Source organism: Flagellimonas sp. 2504JD1-5 (genome assembly GCF_053618295.1).
In genome coordinates, this window is sequence record NZ_JBSIOU010000001.1 from 938,809 (window position 1) to 964,022 (window position 25,214).

The window sequence follows — 25,214 nt, forward strand, 5'->3', positions numbered from 1 at the left end:
ATTAATTTTAGACAAATCTAAAAATTTGTTTTTACAAATAAAAATGTATTTTTGGAAAAATTAAACATAAGGTCGGTCCGAGCGCAGTCGAGGACCAAAAAATATAATGACCTCTCGCTTGCTCCTTCGACAAGCTCAGGATGACAGCTCGAGGGGACATTTAGATAAGTTATGACCCGATCGGAAGAGAATTATATCAAAACCATTTTTCATTTAGGGGGGAGCAATTCCACCACCGTGGCCACCAATGCCATTGCGGAGCAGATGGAAACCAAACCTTCTTCCGTTACCGATATGGCAAGGAAATTGGCCGATAAAGGGTTGGTGCACTACAAAAAGTACCAAGGCGTTTCTTTAACCGATATTGGGGTAAAAACTGCGCTTTCCATTATTAGAAAACATCGGTTATGGGAGGTATTCTTGGTTAAAAAACTGGATTTTTCCTGGGATGAGGTACATGAAGTTGCTGAACAACTGGAGCACATTAAAAGTGAAAAACTCATTGATAAAATTGACGAACTTCTTGACTTTCCCAAATACGACCCACATGGGGATCCCATTCCCAGCAAGGATGGAAAGTTTATGGAACGGGACAAGCAATTGTTGAGCGATGTTCCCATATCTACCAAAGGCGTTTGTGTGGGAGTAAAAGATACTTCGTCCACCTTTTTAAAGTTTTTGGACAAGAACAACATCGCTTTGGGAAACACTATAGAAGTTCTTGAAAAAGAAGAGTTTGATCAATCGTTGCATATAAAAATGAACGAAAAAGAACTTCATATTTCGCATCAAATAGCATCTAATCTTTACGTAAAATTGAATGATTAATGGAAGAAGTAATTCATTATTTTGAAAGTATAAACCCAATTTTGGCAGCTTTTTATGCCACCCTCTTTACTTGGGGATTGACCGCCGCTGGTGCGGCTTTGGTGTTTTTCTTTAAGGGAATGAACCGAGCGGTTTTGGATGGCATGCTCGGCTTTACCGGAGGGGTGATGGTAGCCGCCAGTTTTTGGAGCTTATTGGCGCCAGGGATTGAAATGAGCGAAGGTGAAGGTTTTGTAAAAGTGATTCCCGCAGCAGTTGGTTTTTTGTTGGGGGCCGCCTTTATTTTTGGATTGGACAAAATTTTACCCCACCTGCATATCAACTTTAAGGAAAGTGAGGCCGAAGGGGTAAAAACACCTTGGCATAGAACAACATTATTGACTTTGGCCATCACTTTGCACAACATCCCCGAGGGATTAGCAGTCGGAGTTCTTTTTGGAGGTGTGGCCGCCGGTTTTGATGGTGCCACCATAGGTGGGGCTGTTGCGTTGGCTTTGGGAATTGGCCTTCAAAACTTTCCCGAAGGCTTTGCCGTTGCCATGCCATTGCGTAGACAAGGATTGAGCAGGACTAAAAGCTTTATGTATGGGCAAGCTTCGGCCATGGTAGAACCCATTGCCGCCGTTTTAGGAGCTTGGGCAGTACTTACTTTTGAGCCTATTTTGCCCTATGCACTGTCTTTTGCAGCTGGCGCTATGATCTTTGTGGTGGTGGAAGAGGTGATTCCGGAAACCCAACGAGACAAATACACGGACATTGCCACAATGGGCTTCATTGGTGGATTTATTATTATGATGATGTTGGATGTGGGCTTAGGTTAAAACCTATTCTTTCTTGGCGATGGGTGTTTTTATTCCCATGATCAACAACCAAAGGCATGTACCCAGTTCCCCAATGCTGGCTGGAATGGTTATGTAATCTGAAATCCAAAGTTGGTTATAATCGGGACAAATGACCCTGCCCAAAAAGTCCATAAAATAGCCGCAGCTCCCAATCATTAGAAAGAGGCCTAAAAGTTTAGGGAGAAATCCGGATTTAAAAACGAGATACCCAAAAGGAAACAGCCACAGACCCCAAAATATTTGGGACACCAGAATGCCCCGATAATATGATTTAAAAGCCAGCATTACTTTTGCCTGGATTTCATTTGGACCATACACATTTAAATACTCGGCGTCAGTTAACAAGGATAGCACATCAAATTTGTGTACCACACTTACCATTGAAATAGGAACACTAACGATGGCTAAAACTACCATGAGCGTTGCAAAATCCTTTTGGATGTCCTTGAACAATTTATAAAGTATCAAAGGCAAAAGAACAAAAATCAGATAGCACAGTAGTTCGCATAAAATTTCCATTCGGAATAGAAATTCGGAGGATTTAATATTCGCAACAGTTTCTGCCGGATTGTCCCAAACTATAAGTTGTGAGGGCACATACATTAGGCTAAATATGCCCGTTACGGCAATTAAAAAGTACAAAAGCCCTGCTAAGTGGGCAGTTTTATTGTTTGCTCCCATTTTTTGATTGATAAAGGTTGTTAGTGAAAAGACGCAAACAAAGAGAGGATGGTTGCCTAGAGCTCTATTAAATCTTCAAGAGCCTGACCATAATCATATTGTAAATCTTCGTGAAGTGCTGTTATCTTTTTTTGGATGTAGATCAATTGCCTTTCATACAAATTGTGCATGGCGATATTGTTTTTTATGGAAGGTCGAAACGATTTTAGTTTTTGGCAGAAGTATAAAAGGAGCTCTACTTCAGTTTCTTTATTTCCCGAGTATCGAATGTACTTTTTAATGTTCCTCAAAATCTTGCGGATACTTTTTTTGATATAGAAAAAGCTGTTGACGTTAATGTCAAGGAATTGTTCATCGATTTCAGATTTTACACTTTCAATAAAACCAGCTTCATGGTCCGCTTCAAAGAGCAGGTAGGTGAGGAGTTCTTTATTTTCCTTTTTAAATCGACCCAAACGCAGACATAAATTCAAAAGCTCCTCTGGAGAACGATGTTGAAGTTCTTTTTTAAGTTGGGCAATGGTTGCGGATTTCATAGTGCGAAATTAGTCATTTCGAACCGAGCATGCGAGAGTGGGAAATCTTAATAAAGGGATTGGATTTCTCAGTCGGAACGCCTTCGAAATAATGCTTTAACATTTAACTCCTTAAATACGAAGCGCCATTAACATCGATGATAGTTCCTGAAGAATATTCAGCTCCCTCCGAGGCCAAAAACAAAATGGCATGGGCTACTTCTTCGGGTTGTGCCATCCGTTTAAAAGGAGATTCCTGCAACAAATTTTCACGTTCTTTGGGCGTTAGGGTAACAGCGGCCATTTCGGTTTCTGTAAAACCGGGTGCTACTACTCCGACATAAATGTTGTGCGGGGCCAATTTTTTAGCAAGGGATTGACTCATGGCATTTAATGCAGCTTTGCTGGCTCCGTAAGCGGGCTTGGTCGGCTCTCCTCTAAACGCTCCCCTGGATGATACATTTATAATACGACCACCACCCGATTTCATCATGGCCTGTGCCGCACAATAACACATATTGGCTGCCGCGAACAAGTTGGTTTTAAAAGTGTTTTCCCAAGCATGGGTCCACTGGTCAAAATCTACCTGATCAATGTCATGGAAAATGGAAATGCCGGCATTGTTCACCAGAATGTCCAAGGAACCATAGGTAGCAACAAAATCTGCTACGAGTGCTTCACAGTTTTCTTTTTGAGCAATATCTTTTTGAAAGAGTTGATGTCCTTCACCGGGTAATTCACTTAGAGTTTTTTGCGCTTCCGCCAAATTGCTGCGAAAATTAATGCCAATTTGGGCCCCTTTTTCAGCAAATGCAATTGCCGTGGCTTTGCCAATTCCACGAGAAGCTCCGGTGATCAGTACTTTTTTATCACTAAAGTCCATTTCTTTAGATCAATGTTTCCCATAAATATAACAAGTTCCTCAGGATAAATCTCTGTGTGTATTTAGGAATAGAACTACTCCATGGCTTCTACCAATGCCGCCTTTAGATCTTCTTTTAAAGATGGACTTAAAGTGTTGTCTTCATCTAACAGATTTTTTGCCTGCCGATAATGGGACTGCGATTTTTCGGTGAAGTTGTTCTTTTCCAAATAGTAGCCAAGACGATAATGGTTCAAAGCGGATTCGGGGTAACTTTCCACAGCCATTTTGTATAAACGCATTCGATTTACATAGTCCGGGTCTTTTTTCCAGGCCAACCAGTTTTTAAAATCAGTATAAAAGCTGTTTGCAAATGGTTTCGGATTTCCTTCGGAAATATGGGATTGATAAACACTGTCAATGGCAGAGATGCCTTTAGTGACAAAAAGGTTCTTTAGTATAGCCATATTGGGTGGGGGATTAAACCCCTCCAATCTAAAAAGTGTATCCACGGTCTTTTCAAACTGTTTGGGTATTCCACCACCGTAAAATTTATTCAGTTTTTCCGATTTTCCTTTCAGTTTGGCATCCAAAAAAGCCAATACCAGATCAGAAGTAGCTTTAAATCCTTTTTTGGTATCTCCTTTTGGCTTTCCGATGATATTGGGAATGAAATCTTCAAAAACCCCAAAATTTAAAACATGAAACTCGGTCATGCCCGGGAAATGAGCAAAATAGCGTTCGCTATAGGCTAAATCATAAATGTAATGGGGAGAAATATTGGGGTGGGGTGCATATATCGCCATGATGGGAATGGCCATATTTTGAGGTTGATAGAAACTGGTCTCATTTAAGATGTCCTGCTCAAACTGACTTAAAAACCCACCTTCCAAACTGATAAGTGCTTTGATCTTTTCATTGCGGGAAGCCAAAGCGGCACAGAAAGATGATTCAATGGCATTGCCCATTAAGGCAATTTGGTCTTTATCCACATTGGGTAGTTTCAGCAATTCTTGAAGGGAAAATTCCAAATCATCCACAGCAACTTCCAAGCCTCTAACCGAGGCATCAACAGGATGGGAAAATTGACCTTTCAACGATCCACCAGCAACGATGTAACCATGACTTGCAAGTAATTCACAGAGGATGCTTTGAAAGGTCGGACTTGACCCATTCGGAAATATGACCAAAGGAAATTTTTGTTGAAGTGCTGTTGGATTTAACGAAGCATTTGTATTTAGGCCCAAAAGCGTGTCCATTTGAGCAGGGCCAAAACCCTTATCTCCTCCAAGTTCACGAACCTGATACGAAAAAACTTGTTTGTAGAAAGAATCATTTTGTTTTAGGAGTTGATTTTCGGTCTCAACAGTGTTCAATTTTGCAAAGTGATCATAGGATAAACGTTCCATCGAGTTTTCTTCCGAAGGATACCAAATATGCAAGGGCAAATTTCTTCCGGTAGATTCCTCTTTTTGCGGATAGAGTTTTCCACCCCAATCAGCATAAGGGACGTTTGCTCGGGAGAGATCGGATACAAAAAGGGTCCTAAAACCAACTGGGTGTTCGCCGTAGTCCAGAAAATCTGTGAACGCTTCTTGATTTTTATTTTTAGAGGGTTGTTGGCATGCACCAAAAGAGAATAGAAGAATCCAAAGCAGTTTTGTCCTTTCCATTTTGAATTATTTTACCCTGGTGGCTACATCATTAAAAATCTGTTTCCAATCCTTGTCTTTTTTGAAAACGCTGGCCCATCCGTTCCATACCAGTTTGTCCTTATTTGCGTAGGAGATGGTTGCCCTAAAAAAGCGATCTTCGATTACATTTTTGGGAGTGATGGCAATAATGCGCTTGTTTTCCTTGTCCAAAAACCATTTGAATTGCCCGTGCAGCGGAAAATCATTGGCAAAGTTGGTAGCCCTAAAGCAATTTTCCTTTTTATCGTAGTTGATTATATAGGAATAATACCTTTTCCTTCCATTTTTTTGAATGACTGTTTCGGATTCGCATTTAATAAAACTTCCGTTCAGGTAATACGAACAGGTTCTGGTTCCGATTTCTTGATACGCTTTCTCCGTACCAGGTAAAATGGTTTCGACAACTTTCCAGGTGCCAATTAAAAAATCCAAATCCTTTATGGATTGTGAAAATGAAGATGATGAAAATGTAATGAACAAGAGAATTAAAATTGTTTTTTGCATGATGTGATTTTTCCCTGAATGTAGGAATGAAGTCTATCTGCAAAAGTCTCACTGCCCGATTATACGTCTCAAAACATGTTTTTTAACCTAAATTTTGGTTTTTAAATTCCTTGGGAGTCAAACCGGTATAGCCTTTAAATAAACGGTTAAATGTGGCTTTGGAGTTAAATCCGGCGTCGAACGCCAAGCTGAGGATTTTTAAATGGGAATTATTGGGGTCCATCAACTTTTCTTGAACATCTTTGATACGATATTCGTTTACAAATTGATAAAAGTTCTTATTGAGATGACCGTTCAAAGCTTCGGAAATAGATCGTTCGGAAATTCCAATGGCCTTGCTCAAACCAGTTAGGTTTAATTCTGGATTTCTAAAAAGTTTCTCGCCTTGCATGGCATTGTTCAATTTATCGATAATGTCTTTTGATTCTTTATCAGGAAGATTGACAGCCAAATCCTTCGGTTTGGATATTTTGATGGTTTGCGCTTGTCGATAACCATGGATACTTATCCAATACAACATACATGCATACAGCAGCAAAATAGCTGCCCTATATTCGTCCCATTGGTGGAAGAAAACCATCCCGCTAATGCCACTGCTCACACATAGAAAAATGAATATCAACACAAAGGAAACAACAATAACCACTATAGTTTTTTTAATCCATTCAAGGTCAATTCTGGTGATGTTGGAAACCTTGTTCAAAAGTTGTTGCTGATATTTTTTCACCAATTTAAAGGAGAGTACCATATAAATTAAAATGGAAATAATTGCTGCTGACTCAAAAAGCTCGGCCACAAAATGGAACCAATGATATGGATGATGGTTTCCGGAATAAATGGTGTGATAGATACTGTGAAGGTAATTGAGAATTAGAGGTGAAAAATGCCAAAGATGCGTTTTTGTGAATCGAAAACTTGGATTGGTAAGGGTTCGAACATAAAAGTAGAAAGCAGGCCCGATCCAATATGTAAATGAAAAAGGCATCCAGGCCAACCATCTATATTTATTCCAAATGGATGGATCCAGCATATAAGGGGTAAAGGTCAGACACATACATATCAGCGTAAGTGAAAGAAATCTGTTGGCAAACCGATTTTCTTTTTTTTCCAAGAGTAAAAAGGCAAAAACAAATCCATTGACAACCGAACAAATGGTAATAAGCTGAACGATGGAAATGTTGAGTTGCATTGGCAATTTTGTTTTTAAGGATCTTCCTTTTGCTTACCTTTAAAACTACAAATTTCAAAACTATGCGGAGACTTCTTCTTTTTGTTCTTACAGTCAGTACCCTGCAATTTTCAATAGCACAAAAACAAAATTTTTCATATCTCGATGTATTTGGGTTACAGTATGTTTCGGACCCCCAAATCTCTCCAAATGGCGAGTGGGTGGTGTATCGGAGAATGGGTTTTGATATCATAAAAGACAAATCCGTTGGCAATTTATGGATGATCAAAACAGATGGAAGCCAACATCAAAAGTTAACTGCACGGGAGTCTAACGAAAGTGGTCCCGTATGGTCACCTTCGGGAAATCGGATTGCTTTTTCGAGCAGTACGGAAGAAGGCTCGGAAATTTATATGTATTGGCTGGATTCAGGAAAAGTGGCCAAACTGACCCAATTACCTTTTAGTCCAAGTGCATTGACCTGGTCTCCAAATGGTCAGCAACTTGCTTTTTCCATGAACGTACCCAAAGCACCACCAGTTATTGCCAAAATGCCTAAAAAACCAAAAGGGGCAAAATGGGCTGAAAAACCAAGAATCACTGATCGTGTGTATCACGAAGCAGATGGAAGGGGATACATAAAGCCTGGCTTCAACCATATTTTTACCATTCCGGCAGATGGTGGCGCGCCACGTCAAATTACCTCTGGAGATTGGCATCATAGAGGCACACTTTCATGGGCCAATGATGGGAGCAAAATCTATTTTTCTGCCAATAGGGTGGAAGATTGGGAATATCGTTTCCGCAATAGCGAGATTTACTCTGTCAATATGGAAAACCGAGAAATCAAAGCCTTGACCAATAGAAACGGACCAGATTATAGCCCAAAAGTATCTCCAAATGGAAGGTATATTGCCTATTTGGGCTTTGAGGATAAAGTTCAGGCGTATCAAACTAGAAAAGTGCATATTATGAACGTTGATGGAAGTGGTAAAAAGGTCATTTCCGAAGGATTGGACCGCACAATTTCCGATATGCAATGGAATGCAAAAAGTGATGGCCTCTATATTGCGTATGATGACAAGGGCAATGGAAAGGTTGGACAGGTTTCCCTTTCAGGGACCGTTTCAAAATTGATTGACAATATCGGTGGTACCACGTTGGGCAGACCCTATGCAAGTGGTTCTTTTACTGTTTCTAAAAATGGGACAATTGCATATACACAATCACGCCCCAGCTATCCGGCAGAATTGACCATTCTTAAACCGAAGGCTAAAAGCCCAATCAAGATTACCAATCTGAACGGAGCGCTGCTCAATTATCGCGAGCTGGGCAAAGTAGAAGAGGTTTGGTACAAGTCATCGGTGGATGGACGCGACATTCAAGGTTGGGTGGTTTATCCACCCAATTATGATGCTTCCAAAAAATATCCATTTATGGTGGAAAACCATGGAGGTCCCATTTTGAATTATGGTGACCGATTTTCCATAGAAATGCAGCTCTACGCAGCAGCTGGATATATCGTTTTTTACCCCAATCCCAGAGGTAGCACGAGTTATGGAGAAGAATTTGGGAATTTGCTCTATAACAATTACCCTGGGGAGGATTATAATGATGTGATGGACGGGGTGGATTATTGCATTGAAAAAGGAATTGCCCATGAAGACCAATTGTTTGTGACCGGTGGAAGTGCTGGAGGCATCATGTCAGCCTGGATGATTGGGAAGAACAACCGATTTGAAGCTGCTGTTGTGGCAAAGCCAGTAATGAACTGGATCAGTAAGACCTTGGTGGCCGATAATTACTTTTACTATTATGATCATCGCTATCCAGGACAGCCTTGGGAAAATTTTGAGGGCTATTGGAAATTTTCTCCCATTTCGCTCGTTGGTAATATAGAGACCCCAACAATGGTTATGGTGGGAATGAACGATTTACGTACACCGCCAAGTGAGGCCAAACAACTGTACCATGCCCTTAAACTGCGCAAAATTGAGACGGTTCTGGTTGAAATTCCTGGAGCAAGTCATGGCATTGCAAGTAAACCGAGCAACCTGATTACAAAGATTGCGCATACGGTAGCGTGGTTCGATAAATTCAAATAATGATTGTCATTCCTGCGACTTGTGCTGAACTCGTTTCAGTAAGGCAGGAATCTCAATATAAAAGGATTCCCATTTTCATGGGAATGACAAAGATGACTCATGAATAAAAAGAAAAGACACGGGTTTTGGAATGTGCTCATAGTACTTACCTTGATTGTCTGTGTTTTGGCCTTCATACTTCATTATAAAAATTGGCATAAAATCGAAGAAGGGGAGCTTAGGCTCCTATCTGGAATCTATTACCAAAAGATTCCCATTTCGGAAATTGATAGTATTATGTTTGTTGATAGGATTCCGGAAATGGAACGGTCCAATGGCTTTTCATGGGCAGCAACCGAGAAAGGAGTTTTTAAGGATTCATTGACCGAGACCAAGGTCTATGTTTTTGTAGATGACCTCAGGCAACAAAAAATAAGATTGGTGCATGACGATTCACTTAAACTCTTTCTCAATTTTAAAGATAGTCTGGAAACTCAAAAAGTGTTTCATCTTTTGAATGAAGAATTGTTGGCCAAGCTCCAAGACCCAAATTAATTTTGCATGCGTATATGCTTAAGAACAATTACTTATCCCAAATTTGACATGAAAATACTCACTTTAAGCACTTTTGTGATTCCTGTATGGCTTTTTTCCCAAAATACCATCTCTGTAAAGGTGCACAACGTTCCATCTGAAGATGGAAGAATTAATGTTGCCGTTTATGACTCGGACGAATCTTTTTTAAAGTTTGACAAAGTTGTAAAAACCGGTTCGGCAGAGGCGCATGAAGGTGTTGTAGCCTTAAAAATTGAAAATATGCCTGCAGGGGAATATGCTTTGGCGGTTTTTCATGACGAAAACGCCAATAACGAATTGGATACCAATTGGCTTGGCATTCCAAAGGAAAAGGTGGCCTTTTCAAAAGCTAAAATGCACACTTTTGGCCCTCCTAAATATAAAGAATGTGTTTTTAGTGTAACCTCAGATTATGAAATCAATATTGAGCTCTAACCACTTAAATTACTAGCACAATTATGGAAACAATATTATTGACCCAATTTATGGGTGGTCTTTTTGGTCTATTGGCAGTCATTTTTGGTGCGTTTGGCGCCCATGCGCTAAAAAAGAGACTGACTCCAGATCAATTACAAAGTTTTGAAACCGGAGTCAGATATCAAATGTATCACGCAATAGTGCTATTGGTTTTGAGCTATAATTTTGGTTTTGACCAACCTTTGGAAAAGTACATAGTCAACTGCTTTATTTTTGGCACCCTGCTTTTTTCTTTTAGTATTTATGGTCTATGTTTGAGTGCTGCCAAAGGCAAAAAACTTCGTTTTCTAGGTCCTGTAACTCCATTGGGAGGTTTGTTGTTGGTTATTGGATGGGGACTGCTCTTGTATTCGTTTATTGCACCGATGTTATAGGCGCTATTCAATTTTTACTGGCTCAATTTTCTTGTAAAACCATGGTGTATGTTGATTGGTAACGGCGACCCATTTCCATTTTTCGTTTTGTTTTTGTGCGTTCAGGGTCATTAGACCAATTTCTTTAAAGGTTGTATCGGCCGGGTTCTCTTTTTTGAACCAAAACATTTTCCAAGAATAATAGGCAAGGGCATTATTACCGTCCAAGAAACGTATTCTTGGATTTCCGATTTCATAATAATAATTCAAAGAATCGTTTTCGGCGAACATCACATGGAACTTTTCCAACTCTTTTTTCCCTTCGAATAAATATCCTTGAGAGTTAATCCATGTGGCATCTTCTGAAAATTGCGGCATGACCAAATCAATATTTTTATCGATCATAGCTCTTTCCCGATCCATAATCATACTTACCAAATTCAAGGAATCAGTTGGAAAGGATTCTTGAGTTTGGTTAAGGGAGTTTTCCTTTTCGCAGGAGAATGTCAAAAAAACAAAGCCGAGTAAAAAAAGATAGCCCTTTGACATTGTTTAAAGCCTTAGGTACATATTACCATTAATGGTATTTAACCGAAGACGACTGGTTGCACCATTAAAACTTCCTTCTACTTTTTGGCCTACATGACGGTCGATTACTTTTAGTTTCAATTTTTCATCGGCGTAGATGTTCCCATGAATGGTTTCTGCAGTGAGTCGTGAATTGGCCATGACCAAATCAATTTCTCCATTTATGGTCTTCAAATCAAGATTGCCCTGGTATTTTTTAATATCAATATTTCCATTGATTAAATCTGCAGTGAAATCAGCTTCAATGATATCGGCCTTAAGGTCACCGTTTATGCTACTGACAGAAAAATTGGCATTTTTGGGCACATAGAGCACATAATTAAACTCATACATGTCGCTGGTATAGTAATGTCTGCGACCATCTTTTGGGCTATTTTTCTTCCACTCATCATGAAAAGCTTCAAGAATGTCTTTGGTTTCTGATGCAATATTGATGACACCATTGCCTTCTTTAACATTGAGCTTGTACAGTTCCAAATATTTTCCGTCTTCCGTGGTAATATCCGCCTTAAAGTAAACTGTGGATTTATCCCAGGTCTTTACTTCAATGTCCGATGCGAATTTTACCTCTACATCAATAATTTGGTTGTTGTAATTGATGTTCTTTTCAATGACTTTTTGAGCATGTAGTGATGTGCAGATGAATCCCATCACTAGAATGATTGATAAATTTTTCATGACTGTTCGTTTTTTGAAGTTGTGTTGTTTATTGTTTTCTTAGATAGATATTGCCGTTGGTGGATTTCAACGAAATATCTACACCACCTCCGTTGATTGCACTTCTAACTTTTTTTCCAGAGATAGACTTTAATCCATCTTTTTCTTCCCTTTTAATATCAAAATTGGTGTAGATGTCTCCATTTGTAGAACCTAATGTCAAATCAGCTGGTGTAGATGATGGGAGTGTCACATCCACCGCGCCATTTGTGGTATAGATAGAAATTGGAGAATTTTGTTTTACCGTTCCAAATTCCACCTTGATTTCCCCATTTAGGGCGTTTGCGGTTACCGGACCATTCACCGCTGTTATTTCTACACTGCCATTGAGTTGGGCATCCGCTTCGACCTCACCGGAAAAGCCATCGATTTCTATATCTCCATCCCAGGTGCTATGCACAGATACATTCTGATTTTTGGGCAAGTAAATTTGGGCTCCTTCACCTTTTCTCAAACTTTTTACGAGCAATGTATTTCCATCTTGAACCACATAAAACCCTACATCGGTATTGTCCGGGCCTCCTTCGCCCACAAGTTTAAGTCCTTTTGCTTTTTCGGAAACTTTTGAACTTCTACTCCCTTTGATCAATAATTGATTGGAGCTATGTGTTTTTACAGTGATATCCGACTTGGATTCGATTTTTACCCATGTAACACCGTTCAATGATTTGGTGAAATCTGTTTGTGCATTGGTAATTGCACAAAAGGCTAGCGCGATTAAAAGAATTGTTACTTTTTTCATGATTTTTCGTTTTTTGATGCTTCGACTACCTGTCCTCCGTACTAGACTTTGGAAGGTGGATGCTCAGCACGTGTGTTTATATAATTTTTGGTAATCCTAATTTGATTTCGTTTTTAATGAAGGGCTGGGTGTCCTCACGCTCCAATAATTTTTGCATGGGTCCAATGGCCTTCTTTTCCTGGATACTTACTAAGGCCTGAATGATAGCAATTTGAATACTTGGGTTTTTCTCAGTTTCCAAAGCACTGATAAAAGCGGTTTTGACAGTTTCGGAAGCCGTGAATTTTGAAAGTGCCTCAAAGGCATTCAACCTCACATTGTCATTTTCGTCATGTAGCAACCTGTTGGTCAATGCTATTACAATGGCTTCGTCAGGATTTGGAAATTCTTCAATATAGCTAACCCCTTGTATACGCTTACTGGCCGATTGGTTTTCCATTAATGAAAGCATGGCCGTTTGTTTTAGCTGCAAACTTTCGTTTTGTGCAAGCGCTAGGTCGTCATTGGATTTGCTTTGTTGAAAAACACTGCCCATTTGGAACGAACCCACAAGCAATGCAATACTGGCCGCGACTTTGAGCAAGTTGGACGCCCAGGAAGATTTTCTACTTTTCGAAGAGAATGTAATTACTTTGGCCGTGGTTGCTTTTTCCAGCTCCAATGCTTCTTCAAATTTGGTGCGAAGCCTGTCTGATGGCATTGATTCAGGTTCGCTTGCAATGGCGTCGAACAAAACTTTAAATTCTTCCAATTCTTTTTGGCACTCGGAGCAAATGGATAGATGCTTTTCTACCTCAAGAGTCTTGGTTTTTGACAGAATATTGTCCAAATATTCTGGAAGTAAATCTGAAACATGTTGTTCTTTCATGACTATATACTTTCTAAATAATATCCTTTTAGTTTTTTCAAGATTCGGCACACCCTTGTTTTTACGGCCCCAGGGGTACTTCCCGTAATTTCTGCCAATTCTTCATACCGTATTTCTTGAAATTTGTTTAAAATGACCATTTCTCTGTCAGCCTCCTCCAATCTGTTCAGTGCATTTTGCAAATGGGAATAGTCTTCTTGTTGATTTTCGCCATTCTCTACCGATTTGTATTCCAGCACACTGACATCATCATGATTTTTTACATCTCTTCGAAAGTGGCTTTTCAAATTATTGCGGGCAATGGTAAAAAGCCAGGACACAAACGAACCATTTCGATACGAGTTTCGATACTTGATCAACTTGTAAAAAACATCCTGGGTCAAATCCTCGCTCAACATACTATCTCCGCTCATTTTATATAAATAGTTGTACACGTGTTTATGGTGTCTATTAAAAAGCACTTTGAGCAAATCAAGATTGCCATCGGCAACTTTCTGCATTATTATTTCATCTGAAGGCTCTTTCAAAAGATGTTTTTAGTTGGTGTTACTTTATATAGTCAGGAAATTAAAAAAGGTTACAGCGGAAGTGAATTTTTTTTCACTCCGCAATATGAATATAAAGTATAATGGATTAAAAAGAATCAGTCGCAACCGCATCCATCCTGTCCGCAAGCCTCGGATGCATTCTTTTTTCCTTTAACCAAGGATTTGGGTAAGATAAACTTCCAAACCAGATAACCGACCGCCAGGGCCAAGGTGAGGTAAACAAGAATTTGCTGAAGAATTTCCATTAGTTAAGGATTTGAAAGGCGGTCAATGCTACAAGATAAGCAAAAACGCTCATAAAGAGGAGTTGTAGCATGGGCCATTTCCAAGTGTTGGTTTCCCTTTTTACGATAGCCAATGTGCTCATGCACTGCATGGCAAATGCATAGAATAGCATCAAAGAAATACCTGATGCCAAATTAAAAAGTGGTCGTTGCCCGGAAGTATCCAGTTCGGCGGCCATTCTATTTTTAATAGTCTCTTCCTCATCACTACCAACGCTGTATATGGTGGCAAGGGTGCCCACAAAAACTTCTCGGGCGGCAAATGACGTCAAAACGGCGATACCGATTTTCCAATCATAACCTAAAGGTTTAACAATGGGTTCTATGGCTTTGCCTGCATACCCAATATAGGAGTGTTCCAATTTATAACTGGCAATTTCCTGAGCTTTGGCCCTATCCTCTAGGATAGGAGTCATTATTTTAATGGAATCTTGTTTTGCTTGGGAATAGGCTTCAAGATTGTTTTGAATATAATTCTTACTATATGGGGTGAGCCCTTGTTCTTCGATTCTTTTGTTAACAATGCTCTCAGCATTTTTAAAATCCTCTGAAATCCCATTCGAACCTAAAAACCAGAGTACTATGGAAATGGCCAAAATAATTTTTCCGGCTCCGAAAACAAAGCTTTTGGTTTTTTCCAATACCGTATAGGCCACATTTTTAAGCAAAGGCAGTCGATAGGTAGGCATTTCAGCCATAAAAAGTGAACTACTCCTTATTTTAAGGATTTTGTTCAAGACCATTGCAGAAAAAAGCGCCATTCCAAATCCAATAAGGTAGAGCAGCATCAATGTCAATGCCTGAAAACTCAACCCCAAAAACCGTCCCTCGGGGATTACCAGGGCTATTAGGATTAAATAGACGGGCAATCTTGCAGAACATGTCGTAAAAGGAGTTACCAAAATGGTAATCAATCGTTCTTTCCAATTTTCGATAGTTCGGGTAGCCATTACTGCTGGAATGGCACAGGCGGTACCTGAAATAAGGGGAACAACACTTTTGCCGCTTAACCCAAAAGGGCGCATCAATCTGTCCATTAAAAAGACCACCCGGCTCATATATCCCGATTCCTCCAACAAAGAAATAAATAGGAACAAGAAGGCAATTTGTGGAATAAAAATTACAATGCCACCGATTCCGGCCAATATTCCTTCGGCCAACAAATCAGTAAAAACTCCGGGGGGCAATGTACTTTTGATCCATTCGCTGGCCATGGCAAACTGTGCATCGATAAAATCCATGGGATAGGTGCTCCAATCGAAAATCGCTTGAAATATCAACAATAAAATGGCAAAGAAAATGGCATACCCAAAAATTTTGTGTGTCAAAATCTTATCCAAAGAGGCTCTCAGACCTTTTGCTGCCTGAAAGTCTACTTTGTAGGTTTCTTTTAAGGTATTATTGATGAACTGATACCGCAGAACAGTTTCTTTATGTTGTAATTTTTTGAGCTCCGTTTTGGATTTGGTCGAAAAGGAAGTGGCATCTTCTATGCGCTTCTTTTCAATGGGCATGAAGTTGACATCCTGTGTAATCACGAGCCAAAGTTTGTACAGATCTTCGTTTGGGAAAGCTTTTTGCAAACGTGAAAAATACTCTGGTGAAATTCTGGAAGTATCAACGTTGGGGTTAGTGGTCAAAGACTTATAATCTGCTATGAGTTCCTTGATTCGATGAATCCCATTATTTTTTCGGGTACTGACCAATGCGATTTTAGTGTCGAGTTTTTTCTCCATCTGCCCAACATCCAAAGAAATTCCTTTTCTGGACATTCGGTCTGCCATATTAATGACCAAAATGGTTGGAATTCCAAGATCTTTTATTTGGGTGAACAGCAGCAGGTTCCGTTTCAGATTTTCCACATCGCTCACCACAACGGCAACATCGGGATAATCTTTATCATTTTTATTAAGTAGCAGTTCCACTACTACGCTTTCATCCAACGAAGTAGTGTTTAGGCTATAAGTGCCTGGAAGATCAAGGATATGGGCTTTGACTCCTCTTGGAAGCTTACAGATGCCTTCCTTTTTCTCGACCGTAATGCCCGGATAATTGCCGACTTTTTGTTTTAGTCCGGTAAGGGCATTAAAAACTGAAGTTTTACCAGTATTGGGATTGCCAATTAGTGCAACATTAATGCTTTTGCTCATATGGCTTTGGGGTCTTCTTGGATATCAATTTCAATCTGTTTGGCCAGTGACCGCCGAATGGCAATATGACACCCGTTTACGTTAATGTAGATTGGATCATTTAAAGGGGCAACTTGTATAAGTTCCACTATATTTCCTGGCAAACATCCTAATTCCAGTAACTTAATCGGAAGAATGTTATCTGAAAACTCCTTTATAACTCCCTTCTGCCCATATTCCAATTCCGCAACAGTAACCACGAATTCTTATTTAGATTGATTTTAAGTAAGGACAAAAATAGGTAAAAAAGGGAACATACATGCTGCAAAATGTCATTGGTTGATTCGGGTTACTCCGTGTAGCTTGCTTTTAGGATTTCCAAGTCGGAAAGCAACTTTGCTATTTCCTCTTTGTTTGTTCCATCATAAAAGCCGCGAATCCTACGCTCCTTGTCAACCAGGATGAAATTTTCTGTATGGATCATATCATAGGGACCTCCATCACCATCATTTTTTACCGCGAGATATGATTTTCTTGCGAGTTGATATATTTGTTTTTTATCACCGGTGACCAAATTCCATTTACTGTCAATAACTCCTTTTTCAAGGGCATACTTTTTTAATTGTGCTACCGAATCAATGGCAGGGGTAACGGAATGGGATAGCAGAAGCACATCCTTATCATTTATAATGGAATTTTGAATCTGGGCCATGTTTTTGGTCATTATTGGACAGATAGTAGGGCAGGTTGTGAAGAAGAAATCCGCTACATAGATTTTATCCCGATAGTTTTCCTGTGTGATTTTTTCCCCATTTTGATTGATGAGCTCAAAATCTGCAATGGTGTGATACTTTCTTTTGTAATGTAAGGTGCTATCTACTAATGATTGGTCAACCATTGATGGCTGAAATATGAGTAGTTTCTTTTGGGGCTGGAGCGCATTATAGAACAAGTAGATGATCACTATTGATAATCCAAGCAAGACCATTCCGAAGAACTTGTATTTTGAGAAAAAGGATAGCACTGAATGCAAAATTACAGACGACCTTCGGATTCCGCATCATAAAAATGCTTTTTTGGTGCTAAATCTTTCTTAAAACCAAGATGTGCTCCTGAGGCTGTTTTTTTATGAGTTGTTAAAAGTTTACTTTTGTGCGTTTTAACAGATTATTGCTGATGAGCCCCATTTTAATAAAGACCATACAATTCTTTCTTAGTTTGTCCTTCTTGATTGTACTTCACGAACTTGGACATTTTATACCTGCCAAAATATTTAAGACAAGGGTTGAAAAATTCTACCTCTTTTTTGATGTTAAATATTCCCTTTTTAAGAAAAAGATAGGCGAAACGGTTTATGGCATTGGTTGGCTTCCCCTTGGTGGATATGTGAAAATATCGGGGATGATAGATGAGAGCATGGATACCGAAGCTATGAAAGAGGAACCAAAACCTTGGGAGTTCCGAAGCAAACCAGCATGGCAGCGGTTAATTATTATGTTAGGTGGGGTCACCGTGAATTTTATTCTAGCCGTAATAATATACATTGGTATGGCCTATTCTTATGGCGACCAATATATTCCAATGGATAGTCTGCGTGATGGAGTTTGGGTAACCGAGAAAGAAATTGGAGATAAGCTCGGGATTCAAACTGGAGACAAGATCATTGCTGTTGATGGGGAAAAGTTAAAAACCTTTAATAGTGTTTTTATTGAGTTGATCAATGGAAATTCGATTACCATTGAAAGGAATGGGCAGCAAATTGAAAAAGAAATTCCTATCGATTTTATTTCAACCTTGTTGGAAGATGAGGAGAAGGTTCGATTTTTGAGCTTGCGAGCACCTTTTGTTGTAAATGAAGTGTCAAAGGGATCTCATAATGTTAGTGCAGGTTTTGAGGCTAAGGATGAGTTTTTATCCATTAACGGTAGCGAAGCAGTTTATAGAGATCAAGTGATGTCCCTTTTAGAAGCAAACAAGGGCCAAGAAATTAATATAAAGGTGAAGCGGGAAGATGGCAGTGTTGCCGATTTGGTGGCAAAAGTAAATGATGAAGCTAAATTAGGAATAGAAATCGGCGGCTTTACCATGGAGGATTTGGAAAACCGAGGGCTATTTAAGATTCAAACACAGAAATATACCTTTCTGGAAGCTATCCCTGCGGGTATTGATAAAGGAGTAACAACCTTATCAAGCTATGTAAAACAACTTAAAAAGATATTCAACCCTTCCACTGGTGCCTATAAAGGAGTGGGTGGTTTCGCTGCTATCGGCAGTATGTTCCCCGACACATGGGACTGGACGGCATTTTGGTCTACCACAGCCTTAATATCCATTATTTTGGCTTTTATGAACATTTTACCTATTCCGGCTTTGGATGGTGGTCATGTTATGTTTTTACTCTATGAAATGTTTACAGGACGTAAACCAAGTGACAAGTTTTTGGAATATGCCCAAATGGTTGGTTTCTTTCTTTTGATAGGACTGTTGTTGTTCGCCAATGGCAACGATTTATATAAATGGCTTTTTAAATAGAAAACCACTTTTTTTCTTTGGGACGTTATAAAGAAACTACTATATTTGCACCCGCTTAGGATAAAAAATTCCTCCTTAGCTTATCTTATCCCGATAGCTATCGGGAGGTTAGAGGAGAAAGTTCTTTAAAATTTGAAATGAGTTCTGTTTATATTATATTTTCTGAGAAACTAGGAAAGTATTATGTAGGAGAAACGATTGATGTGAGATTAAGATTGAATCAACATAATACAGGTTATTTTGATAAATCTTTCACCTCAAGTGTAACCGATTGGTCACTTTTTTTAGTTTTTGAATGTGAATCGAGAAAGCAGGCCAGAAAAATAGAAACTCATATTAAAAATATGAAGAGCAAAAAATACATTGAGAACTTGAAAAAGTATCCTGAGATGATTTTCAAGCTCAAAGAAAAATATAAATAATATTCCTCCTTAGCTCAGTTGGTTAGAGCATCTGACTGTTAATCAGAGGGTCCTTGGTTCGAGCCCAAGAGGGGGAGCAGCAATAGTAAGGCTTTAGAGAAATTAAACTCTGAAGCCTTTTTTATTTGCACGCAATTTGCACGCGGATTGGGAAAAATTTTATTTGGAGTCAAACTTTAACATTTCAGTCTAAATTTTTCCAGAATTACTTGCGGTTTGTCCCAAATACTTACCCTTAAACTTTGCGCACAGATCCTGCTCCACTTTTAAATTTCTAATTAATTCTTTAAATTATATCCTTTCAAATACAATAAGAATTGAATTTTAAAGAAACCCATAATCTTATACTTAACAATGTATCTCGTTTTATTTATTTAACTGATTTAGAAAAGCAGAAGTACATCTCTTTATTGACCGAAATTGAGGTGGAAAAGAAAACATTTCTTATGCAAGCTGGTGAGGTTGCCAAGTATGAGTATTTTATCACTAAGGGATGTTTGAAAGTATACACCTTAGATAAAGAAGGTTCACCCCACATCTCAATGTTTGCTGTTGAAGATTACTGGACGGGAGATTTGTCGAGCTTTATGACAAAAGAACCGTCGATGTATTTTATTAAAGCAATTGAAACTTCGGAATTGTTGGGTATTTCAAGAGCAAATTATGACTTACTATTTCAAGAGATTCCAAAATTTGAACGGTTTTATCGCAATCTATACCAAAAGTCTTTAATCAGTTATATACGGCGTTCAAACCACGGCATATCTTTGACCGCAGAAGAGAGATATGTTGAATTTAAAAAGAAGTATCCACAAATTGTCAGTAGAATTACCCAAAAAGATTTGGCCGCCTATATTGGGATCACCCCAGAGTTTATGAGTAAAATTATCTCAAAGGTCAACCGAATGTAAAAGTCTTAAACTAGTTCATTTTTTTTCACGCTTTCCAATTGGAATTTTGAGGTGTGAAAGAAATTAGAATCATATCGGTAACGGTCATAATGGGTTTTGTAGGTACGTTACAAGCTCAGTTTGCTCAATTGGAATTGTTCTCAGGATTTGAGAAAACAGACTTCACTTCATTCTCCAATTATTCCATTGATTCCAATAATACGGTAAGTATTGCTACCCTTGCTTTCTTTCAGAAATTCCAGAAAAAAGAAAATCAGATTTTTGATGAAGTAGGTGTACAACCAACTCTGTTTTGGAATATTAATGAAAACTTTTCTTTAGGACCTTCTCTATACCACAATAGTTTTGGGGGATTTTCAGAGAGACTTTCTGGTAAGTTCACCCTGAAAACTTCAAACGCTTTACTGGTAGTTATTCCTACCGTAGCATATTCAGAAAAGAAAGATACAGGCCTTGGCGAAATATTCGCCCAATTTCAAATACAAAAACCACTGAGTAAAACAATTTCCCTGTGGTTAAATGGACAGTTCTTAACTGTTTGGGATAAGTTCAAATCGCATTCCAGAAGCTTCCAACAACTACGTTTTGGCACATCTTATAAAGGCCATCAACTAGGACTTGGGGTCGATTTTGACCAATATGGGCCCAAACCCATTCAAAAATCCTCTTTTGGATTGTATTACCGCAAAACATTTTAAACTCGATATATTATGAAGAAAGTAGTAACAATTGCAGGCAGCAACAGTCAAAAATCAATCAACAAATCACTTTTAGGCTACACCACCAATCTTTTGAAGGAGGTAAAGACTATTTCTATCGATTTGAACGATTATATACTGCCTATCTATGGAGAGGACTTTGAAGCGGAGAATGGCATACCTACAGCAGTAAAAAGATTGGACGAAATCATTGATTCAGCAGATGGGTTTATCATATCATTAGCAGAACATAATGGCTCTTATGCCGCTGTGTTTAAAAACACCATAGACTGGTTGTCACGGTTAGACATGAAAATTTGGAAAGAAAAGCCTATGTTACTTATGGCGACCTCGCCTGGAGGAAGAGGAGGGGCAACCGTACTTCAATCTGCAAGCGCCTATTTTCCATTTCTAGGAGCAAAAGTGATAGCAACGTATTCGATGCCGTCGTTTTATGACAATTTTATAGAAGGTGAAATCATCGAGGAGCATTCTAGAAATGAGTTGGAAGATAAAACCGCTTTGTTTTTTGCAGCACTATAATGAAGACTATTGGGGCGATCCTTTAGAAAAATATAGGTAAGTCCCTTTCTAAATTCTTCTTTCAACCTCAATATTAAATTTCGATTGGTCGTGCAATGTACTTTTCGAACAAATCATACTTCCGCTCGAATAAATGATTGGAGGTATATCTCAGCAACTTTGTGTCTAAATTAATCATTAACCTATTTATAATGAGTGTACTAACAAAACTAATCATAACAACTTGTCTCTCAATTATGACAGGACTAAGCGAGTCAAAGACATCGTACGATGACTCCTATTATTTAGCAGTTACAGAACTATCCAGAGAAGACCCTGTAAAGGAAAAGGCTTTTGAAATTCTTACCGACAAATGCAACATACGCCATAGTAAGCGCAATAGACGTTGGGCATTTATAAGCAATAATATGAATGGCTGGTCGGCCGAGGTGTACGCACAAGTATTCATTAAAAAGAGAACGTCCAAAGACAAGAAAATCAAATTTACCAGCGAAGAATATCAAGATTTATTAACCTGGATATCATCCTTAAAAAACAATCAAAATGGAAATCACCTTTAAAATTATCGTCTTGATGCTAGGTATCTTATTTACGGGACTAACCGCAGGATTATGTTTTGCGTGGTCCAATGCCATAACCCCTGGTATTGGAAGACTAGATGATCTGGGCTTCTTGCAGGCATTTCAAGCGATGAATCGGGCCATCATTAACAAAAGTTTTCTAATCACCTTTTTTGGGCCTGTAATACTCTTGTTCATTAATGCCTTCTTGCATCGAAATGCACATCCAACCACATTTTGGTCATTTATGCTAGCGGCTGTGCTATTCTTTGTCGGAATCGGATTGATTACAGTTTTCAAAAATGTACCCTTAAATGAACTGCTTGATAAAACTGTGCTGGAAAACCTTTCGGATAAGGAGCTTAAAGAGTTACGAACCCAATTTGAACAACCTTGGAACAGCTGGCACGTGCAGCGTACCATAGCTTCATTCATAGCTTTTGCTTTGCTTCTTATAGGAATTACATACAACAAATAAATTATTAATCCTAAAACAAATAAAAATGAAAACAGAAAACATCTTAGTTATCGGAGGAACCGGTAAAACAGGAAAACGAGTAGTTCAAAATTTAATAGAATTAGGTTATAACGTACGTGTCGGCTCACGAAGCGCATCACCCGCATTCGATTGGCATCATCCAGAAGATTGGGCACAGGCCTTAAAAGGAATGGACAAGGTCTACATCACTTATCAGCCAGATTTGGCCGTACCTGGAGCTTTAGAAGCTATCGAACAGTTGGTCCAAGAATCAAAGCGAGCCCATGTGAAAAAACTGGTTATCCTTTCCGGTAAGGGAGAGCGAGAAGCACAGTTATGCGAGCAGGTTATCATCCATTCAGGATTGGACTACACCATTGTTCGAGCAAGCTGGTTCAACCAGAACTTTAGTGAAAACTTTCTGCTAGAACCCGTTTTGGAAGGTGTGGTGGCATTGCCACAGGCCGAAGCACAAATTCCTTGGGTTGATGCCGATGATATTGCGGCTGTGGTTACCAAAGTCTTGACCGAAGATCAATACAACGGAAAAATCTACCAGCTTACAGGTTCGCGTACCTTAACATTTGGAGAGGCCGTGGCTGAAATTGCAAAAGCCAGCAATCGTGAAATACAATTCATGCCAGTTTCCATAGAAGAATACGGAAAAGGAATGCGCGAGGCAGGAGTGCCTGAAGATTTCGCATGGCTTATTGAATATCTTTTTACAGAAGTATTGGGCAATCCCGAATTGGCAGAAGTGACCAATGACGTAGAAAAAGTACTGGGCAGAAAACCTATCAGTTTTAGTGAATATGCAACTAAAGTTGCGAAAACTGGTATTTGGAATCATTAGATTTTAGTATAAAAACATAGAATAAACTTTTAGCTCAGTCAAATCCACATATACTTACATCAAATTTCATTTTTTGGTGGTGCGGAATCGATTAATATTCAAATCAGTTGGTTTTTTGAAAGATCACAAAGGACCTACAAGATTACACACAAAACTAACAATGGATATTCTTGCGAGATAGCGATGATATTTTCTTATTCTATGGATAAATGGATACAGAAAATCATCATGGAAATTATTCAGAATTTAAATTTAGCATTGTTGACAATCCTTTTCACGATACCTTTCTGAGATCAAAATTGGTGAGACAATGGGTTGGAATGGGCAATTCTCAGATTTGTTCTGATATTCAAGGGTTGACTACCTCCTATTGGAACTGTTGATCATTCCATGTCGGTTTTAGCAAATATTTAAAATGAAAGTAAAGTATATAGCTTAAATTGAATCGATTATAACGAAACATTTGGCAAATGACAAACGAAAATCACATTGATGTATTTATTAATCATGTAAATAAAGATGTTGATTTAACCGAAAATGACATTAAAAAAATATCTGAAATTATTGAATTCAAAGAACTTAATAAAAAAGAGTTCTTAATTCAGCCAGGGGAAACTTCCAACACAATGAACTTTATAGTTAAAGGTTGCATGAGAAGTTATTATTTAGATGAAAATGCCCAAGAGCATACTTTGCAATTGGGGATTGAACAATGGTGGATTAATGATTTATATAGCTATTTGAGCAGAAAAAAATCTAGAATGTATGTTGAAGCTTTGGAGAAAACCAAATTGTTACAATTGCCAAGACTCAAACTGGAAAAGCTGTATTACGATGTCCCAGGAATCTCTCATTTCTTCCGAATTAAAATACAAAGTGCCTATGTTGCCGTTCAAGAAAGGATAATAGACAGCATGAGTGATCAAGCATATACCAGATATAAAGATTTCAGAAAAACGTATAGGGATATTGAGCAAAGGGTGCCCCAATATATTATTGCTTCATACTTGGGCATTACTCCTGAATTTCTGAGTCATCTCCGAAAAAAACACTCTTGACCTTCTTTCTTAAGGTACCTTAAGTTTATTCTTTTTTCCTGTATATAGTTTTGACCCATAAGTATTTATAGGGTCATGAAACGAACAATTCTTTTGATTCAATTTACGATACTGAGTATCTTTAGTTCCTTTTCCCAAGATACTAAGTTTACCCCGGAAGTAACTTTCGGTAATCGCGCAGTATCGTATCAACATCTGATGGATTATTCGTTATCAGAAAATTGGTCGGTTAACAATGTGACCCTTTTTGACACGGAATATGGCAATGAAGACAACAATATATTTTTTGTTAGAAATACGTTGTCGTATTCTCTGAGTCAGTCTTTCAAAACAAATATTGCTTTTGGTGTTAAAAATCCGGGGGGCTTCCTTACCGGAACTGCTCAATACTCGCTTAACACCCCAAGTTTTAAAGCAACTTATGTAGTCGGCAGTACCTATCAAAATGGATTTACACTGGAGCAATCACTAAGCTTTCAGTACACTAGACCTATAAATGAAGGAACAGAATTCTTCACGAGTCTATTTACGGTATTTAATACCGACCTGAAATACTTGGATAGAGGGATTCAACAGATAAGGGTAGGAATTAAGAAAGCTGGATTTCAAGCGGGTCTGGCATTTAATCTCGATCAATTTAAAAAAGCTGAAAAGACATTGGAAAACTTCGGCTTCGCCTTAAAGTATAACTATTAAAAA

General features: G+C 38.7%; 32 protein-coding genes and 1 tRNA gene. 18 read left to right on the plus strand and 15 right to left on the minus strand.

Annotated features, from left to right (window positions below; all coding sequences use genetic code 11):
• Positions 1 to 171 precede the first annotated feature (171 nt).
• Together ACULLG_RS04295 and ACULLG_RS04300 are read left to right on the plus strand one after the other, a co-directional pair.
• Positions 172 to 828: a metal-dependent transcriptional regulator gene (locus ACULLG_RS04295; RefSeq protein WP_452125534.1), complete on the plus strand. Its 657-nt coding sequence runs from the start codon at positions 172 to 174 to the stop codon at positions 826 to 828.
• Positions 828 to 1,649, plus strand: coding sequence for a ZIP family metal transporter (locus tag ACULLG_RS04300; RefSeq protein ID WP_452125535.1), 822 nt, complete (start codon positions 828 to 830; stop codon positions 1,647 to 1,649). Before ACULLG_RS04295 ends, ACULLG_RS04300 begins: the two co-directional genes overlap by 1 nt.
• A gap of 3 nt (positions 1,650 to 1,652) precedes the next feature.
• Here the strand turns inward: ACULLG_RS04300 and ACULLG_RS04305 are convergent, their stop codons facing one another.
• The 6 genes from ACULLG_RS04305 to ACULLG_RS04330 form a co-directional block, all read right to left on the minus strand.
• A complete protein-coding gene (locus tag ACULLG_RS04305) occupies positions 1,653 to 2,351 on the minus strand; it encodes a DUF4386 domain-containing protein (protein WP_452125536.1) in 699 nt (232 codons plus the stop codon).
• A 56-nt stretch (positions 2,352 to 2,407) separates the two neighbouring features.
• On the minus strand, positions 2,408 to 2,887 hold the full coding sequence (locus ACULLG_RS04310; protein WP_452125537.1) for a hypothetical protein: 480 nt from the start codon (positions 2,885 to 2,887) through the stop codon (positions 2,408 to 2,410).
• Between the two features lie 103 nt (positions 2,888 to 2,990).
• Positions 2,991 to 3,749 carry an SDR family NAD(P)-dependent oxidoreductase gene (locus ACULLG_RS04315; protein WP_452125538.1) on the minus strand — a complete coding sequence of 253 codons (759 nt, stop codon included), beginning with the start codon at positions 3,747 to 3,749 and terminating at the stop codon, positions 2,991 to 2,993.
• A gap of 74 nt (positions 3,750 to 3,823) precedes the next feature.
• Entirely contained in the window at positions 3,824 to 5,401 is a 1,578-nt protein-coding gene (locus ACULLG_RS04320; RefSeq protein ID WP_452125539.1) for a hypothetical protein, read from the minus strand.
• 6 nt (positions 5,402 to 5,407) lie between these two features.
• Positions 5,408 to 5,926 (minus strand): hypothetical protein, encoded by a 519-nt coding sequence (locus ACULLG_RS04325; RefSeq protein ID WP_452125540.1) that lies wholly within the window; start codon positions 5,924 to 5,926, stop codon positions 5,408 to 5,410.
• 82 nt (positions 5,927 to 6,008) lie between these two features.
• Positions 6,009 to 7,115 (minus strand): helix-turn-helix domain-containing protein, encoded by a 1,107-nt coding sequence (locus tag ACULLG_RS04330; protein WP_452125541.1) that lies wholly within the window; start codon positions 7,113 to 7,115, stop codon positions 6,009 to 6,011.
• A gap of 62 nt (positions 7,116 to 7,177) precedes the next feature.
• Here ACULLG_RS04330 and ACULLG_RS04335 point away from each other — a divergent pair, with 62 nt between their 5' ends.
• From ACULLG_RS04335 to ACULLG_RS04350, 4 genes are all read left to right on the plus strand, one after another.
• Positions 7,178 to 9,199 carry a S9 family peptidase gene (locus tag ACULLG_RS04335; RefSeq protein WP_452125542.1) on the plus strand — a complete coding sequence of 674 codons (2,022 nt, stop codon included), beginning with the start codon at positions 7,178 to 7,180 and terminating at the stop codon, positions 9,197 to 9,199.
• A 99-nt stretch (positions 9,200 to 9,298) separates the two neighbouring features.
• Complete coding sequence (locus tag ACULLG_RS04340; RefSeq protein ID WP_452125543.1) at positions 9,299 to 9,733, plus strand: hypothetical protein; 435 nt, start codon at positions 9,299 to 9,301, stop codon at positions 9,731 to 9,733.
• A 6-nt stretch (positions 9,734 to 9,739) separates the two neighbouring features.
• The gene (locus ACULLG_RS04345; protein ID WP_452125544.1) at positions 9,740 to 10,189 is read left to right on the plus strand and encodes a DUF2141 domain-containing protein; all 450 of its coding nucleotides are present in this window, start codon (positions 9,740 to 9,742) and stop codon (positions 10,187 to 10,189) included.
• Positions 10,190 to 10,212: 23 nt separating this feature from the next.
• On the plus strand, positions 10,213 to 10,605 hold the full coding sequence (locus tag ACULLG_RS04350; protein ID WP_452125545.1) for a DUF423 domain-containing protein: 393 nt from the start codon (positions 10,213 to 10,215) through the stop codon (positions 10,603 to 10,605).
• 3 nt (positions 10,606 to 10,608) lie between these two features.
• On the opposite strand, the gene ACULLG_RS04355 is transcribed toward ACULLG_RS04350, so the two are convergent.
• The 9 genes from ACULLG_RS04355 to ACULLG_RS04395 form a co-directional block, all read right to left on the minus strand.
• The gene (locus ACULLG_RS04355; protein ID WP_452125546.1) at positions 10,609 to 11,013 is read right to left on the minus strand and encodes a nuclear transport factor 2 family protein; all 405 of its coding nucleotides are present in this window, start codon (positions 11,011 to 11,013) and stop codon (positions 10,609 to 10,611) included.
• Between the two features lie 123 nt (positions 11,014 to 11,136).
• The gene (locus tag ACULLG_RS04360) at positions 11,137 to 11,850 is read right to left on the minus strand and encodes a hypothetical protein (protein WP_452125547.1); all 714 of its coding nucleotides are present in this window, start codon (positions 11,848 to 11,850) and stop codon (positions 11,137 to 11,139) included.
• Between the two features lie 28 nt (positions 11,851 to 11,878).
• Positions 11,879 to 12,631: a DUF4097 family beta strand repeat-containing protein gene (locus ACULLG_RS04365; protein WP_452125549.1), complete on the minus strand. Its 753-nt coding sequence runs from the start codon at positions 12,629 to 12,631 to the stop codon at positions 11,879 to 11,881.
• A gap of 76 nt (positions 12,632 to 12,707) precedes the next feature.
• Complete coding sequence (locus ACULLG_RS04370) at positions 12,708 to 13,499, minus strand: HEAT repeat domain-containing protein (protein WP_452125550.1); 792 nt, start codon at positions 13,497 to 13,499, stop codon at positions 12,708 to 12,710.
• Positions 13,500 to 13,501: 2 nt separating this feature from the next.
• Positions 13,502 to 14,026: an RNA polymerase sigma factor gene (locus ACULLG_RS04375; protein ID WP_452125552.1), complete on the minus strand. Its 525-nt coding sequence runs from the start codon at positions 14,024 to 14,026 to the stop codon at positions 13,502 to 13,504.
• Positions 14,027 to 14,142: 116 nt separating this feature from the next.
• Positions 14,143 to 14,292 (minus strand): hypothetical protein, encoded by a 150-nt coding sequence (locus ACULLG_RS04380; RefSeq protein ID WP_452125553.1) that lies wholly within the window; start codon positions 14,290 to 14,292, stop codon positions 14,143 to 14,145.
• Positions 14,292 to 16,481, minus strand: a complete 2,190-nt coding sequence (feoB, locus tag ACULLG_RS04385) for a ferrous iron transport protein B (protein WP_452125554.1) — start codon at positions 16,479 to 16,481, stop codon at positions 14,292 to 14,294. The genes ACULLG_RS04380 and feoB overlap by 1 nt, the downstream gene beginning before the upstream one ends.
• The gene (locus ACULLG_RS04390; protein WP_452125555.1) at positions 16,478 to 16,720 is read right to left on the minus strand and encodes a FeoA family protein; all 243 of its coding nucleotides are present in this window, start codon (positions 16,718 to 16,720) and stop codon (positions 16,478 to 16,480) included. Before ACULLG_RS04390 ends, feoB begins: the two co-directional genes overlap by 4 nt.
• 89 nt (positions 16,721 to 16,809) lie before the next feature.
• Positions 16,810 to 17,484, minus strand: a complete 675-nt coding sequence (locus ACULLG_RS04395; protein WP_452125556.1) for an SCO family protein — start codon at positions 17,482 to 17,484, stop codon at positions 16,810 to 16,812.
• Between ACULLG_RS04395 and ACULLG_RS04400 the strand changes: the two genes are divergently transcribed.
• The 12 genes from ACULLG_RS04400 (at position 17,417) to ACULLG_RS04455 (ending at position 25,211) form a co-directional block, all read left to right on the plus strand.
• Positions 17,417 to 17,557 carry a hypothetical protein gene (locus tag ACULLG_RS04400; protein ID WP_452126549.1) on the plus strand — a complete coding sequence of 47 codons (141 nt, stop codon included), beginning with the start codon at positions 17,417 to 17,419 and terminating at the stop codon, positions 17,555 to 17,557. The two genes, ACULLG_RS04395 and ACULLG_RS04400, sit on opposite strands and share 68 nt — an antisense overlap.
• Positions 17,558 to 17,636: 79 nt before the next feature.
• Complete coding sequence (gene rseP / locus ACULLG_RS04405; protein WP_452125557.1) at positions 17,637 to 18,992, plus strand: RIP metalloprotease RseP; 1,356 nt, start codon at positions 17,637 to 17,639, stop codon at positions 18,990 to 18,992.
• A gap of 137 nt (positions 18,993 to 19,129) precedes the next feature.
• A complete protein-coding gene (locus tag ACULLG_RS04410; protein ID WP_452125558.1) occupies positions 19,130 to 19,414 on the plus strand; it encodes a GIY-YIG nuclease family protein in 285 nt (94 codons plus the stop codon).
• A 3-nt stretch (positions 19,415 to 19,417) separates the two neighbouring features.
• A tRNA-Asn gene (locus ACULLG_RS04415) sits at positions 19,418 to 19,491 on the plus strand.
• A 240-nt stretch (positions 19,492 to 19,731) separates the two neighbouring features.
• Positions 19,732 to 20,325, plus strand: a complete 594-nt coding sequence (locus ACULLG_RS04420) for a Crp/Fnr family transcriptional regulator (protein WP_298793312.1) — start codon at positions 19,732 to 19,734, stop codon at positions 20,323 to 20,325.
• Positions 20,326 to 20,378: 53 nt separating this feature from the next.
• A complete protein-coding gene (locus tag ACULLG_RS04425; protein ID WP_298793315.1) occupies positions 20,379 to 21,023 on the plus strand; it encodes a hypothetical protein in 645 nt (214 codons plus the stop codon).
• Between the two features lie 12 nt (positions 21,024 to 21,035).
• Positions 21,036 to 21,566 carry an NAD(P)H-dependent oxidoreductase gene (locus tag ACULLG_RS04430; protein WP_298793317.1) on the plus strand — a complete coding sequence of 177 codons (531 nt, stop codon included), beginning with the start codon at positions 21,036 to 21,038 and terminating at the stop codon, positions 21,564 to 21,566.
• A gap of 191 nt (positions 21,567 to 21,757) precedes the next feature.
• Positions 21,758 to 22,126, plus strand: coding sequence for a hypothetical protein (locus ACULLG_RS04435; protein ID WP_298793319.1), 369 nt, complete (start codon positions 21,758 to 21,760; stop codon positions 22,124 to 22,126).
• A complete protein-coding gene (locus ACULLG_RS04440) occupies positions 22,110 to 22,604 on the plus strand; it encodes a DUF1772 domain-containing protein (RefSeq protein ID WP_298793321.1) in 495 nt (164 codons plus the stop codon). The genes ACULLG_RS04435 and ACULLG_RS04440 overlap by 17 nt, the downstream gene beginning before the upstream one ends.
• 25 nt (positions 22,605 to 22,629) lie before the next feature.
• Positions 22,630 to 23,457: an NAD(P)H-binding protein gene (locus ACULLG_RS04445; RefSeq protein ID WP_298793322.1), complete on the plus strand. Its 828-nt coding sequence runs from the start codon at positions 22,630 to 22,632 to the stop codon at positions 23,455 to 23,457.
• Between the two features lie 470 nt (positions 23,458 to 23,927).
• Entirely contained in the window at positions 23,928 to 24,515 is a 588-nt protein-coding gene (locus ACULLG_RS04450; RefSeq protein WP_298793324.1) for a Crp/Fnr family transcriptional regulator, read from the plus strand.
• Between the two features lie 75 nt (positions 24,516 to 24,590).
• Positions 24,591 to 25,211 (plus strand): hypothetical protein, encoded by a 621-nt coding sequence (locus tag ACULLG_RS04455; RefSeq protein WP_298793326.1) that lies wholly within the window; start codon positions 24,591 to 24,593, stop codon positions 25,209 to 25,211.
• Positions 25,212 to 25,214 lie beyond the last annotated feature (3 nt).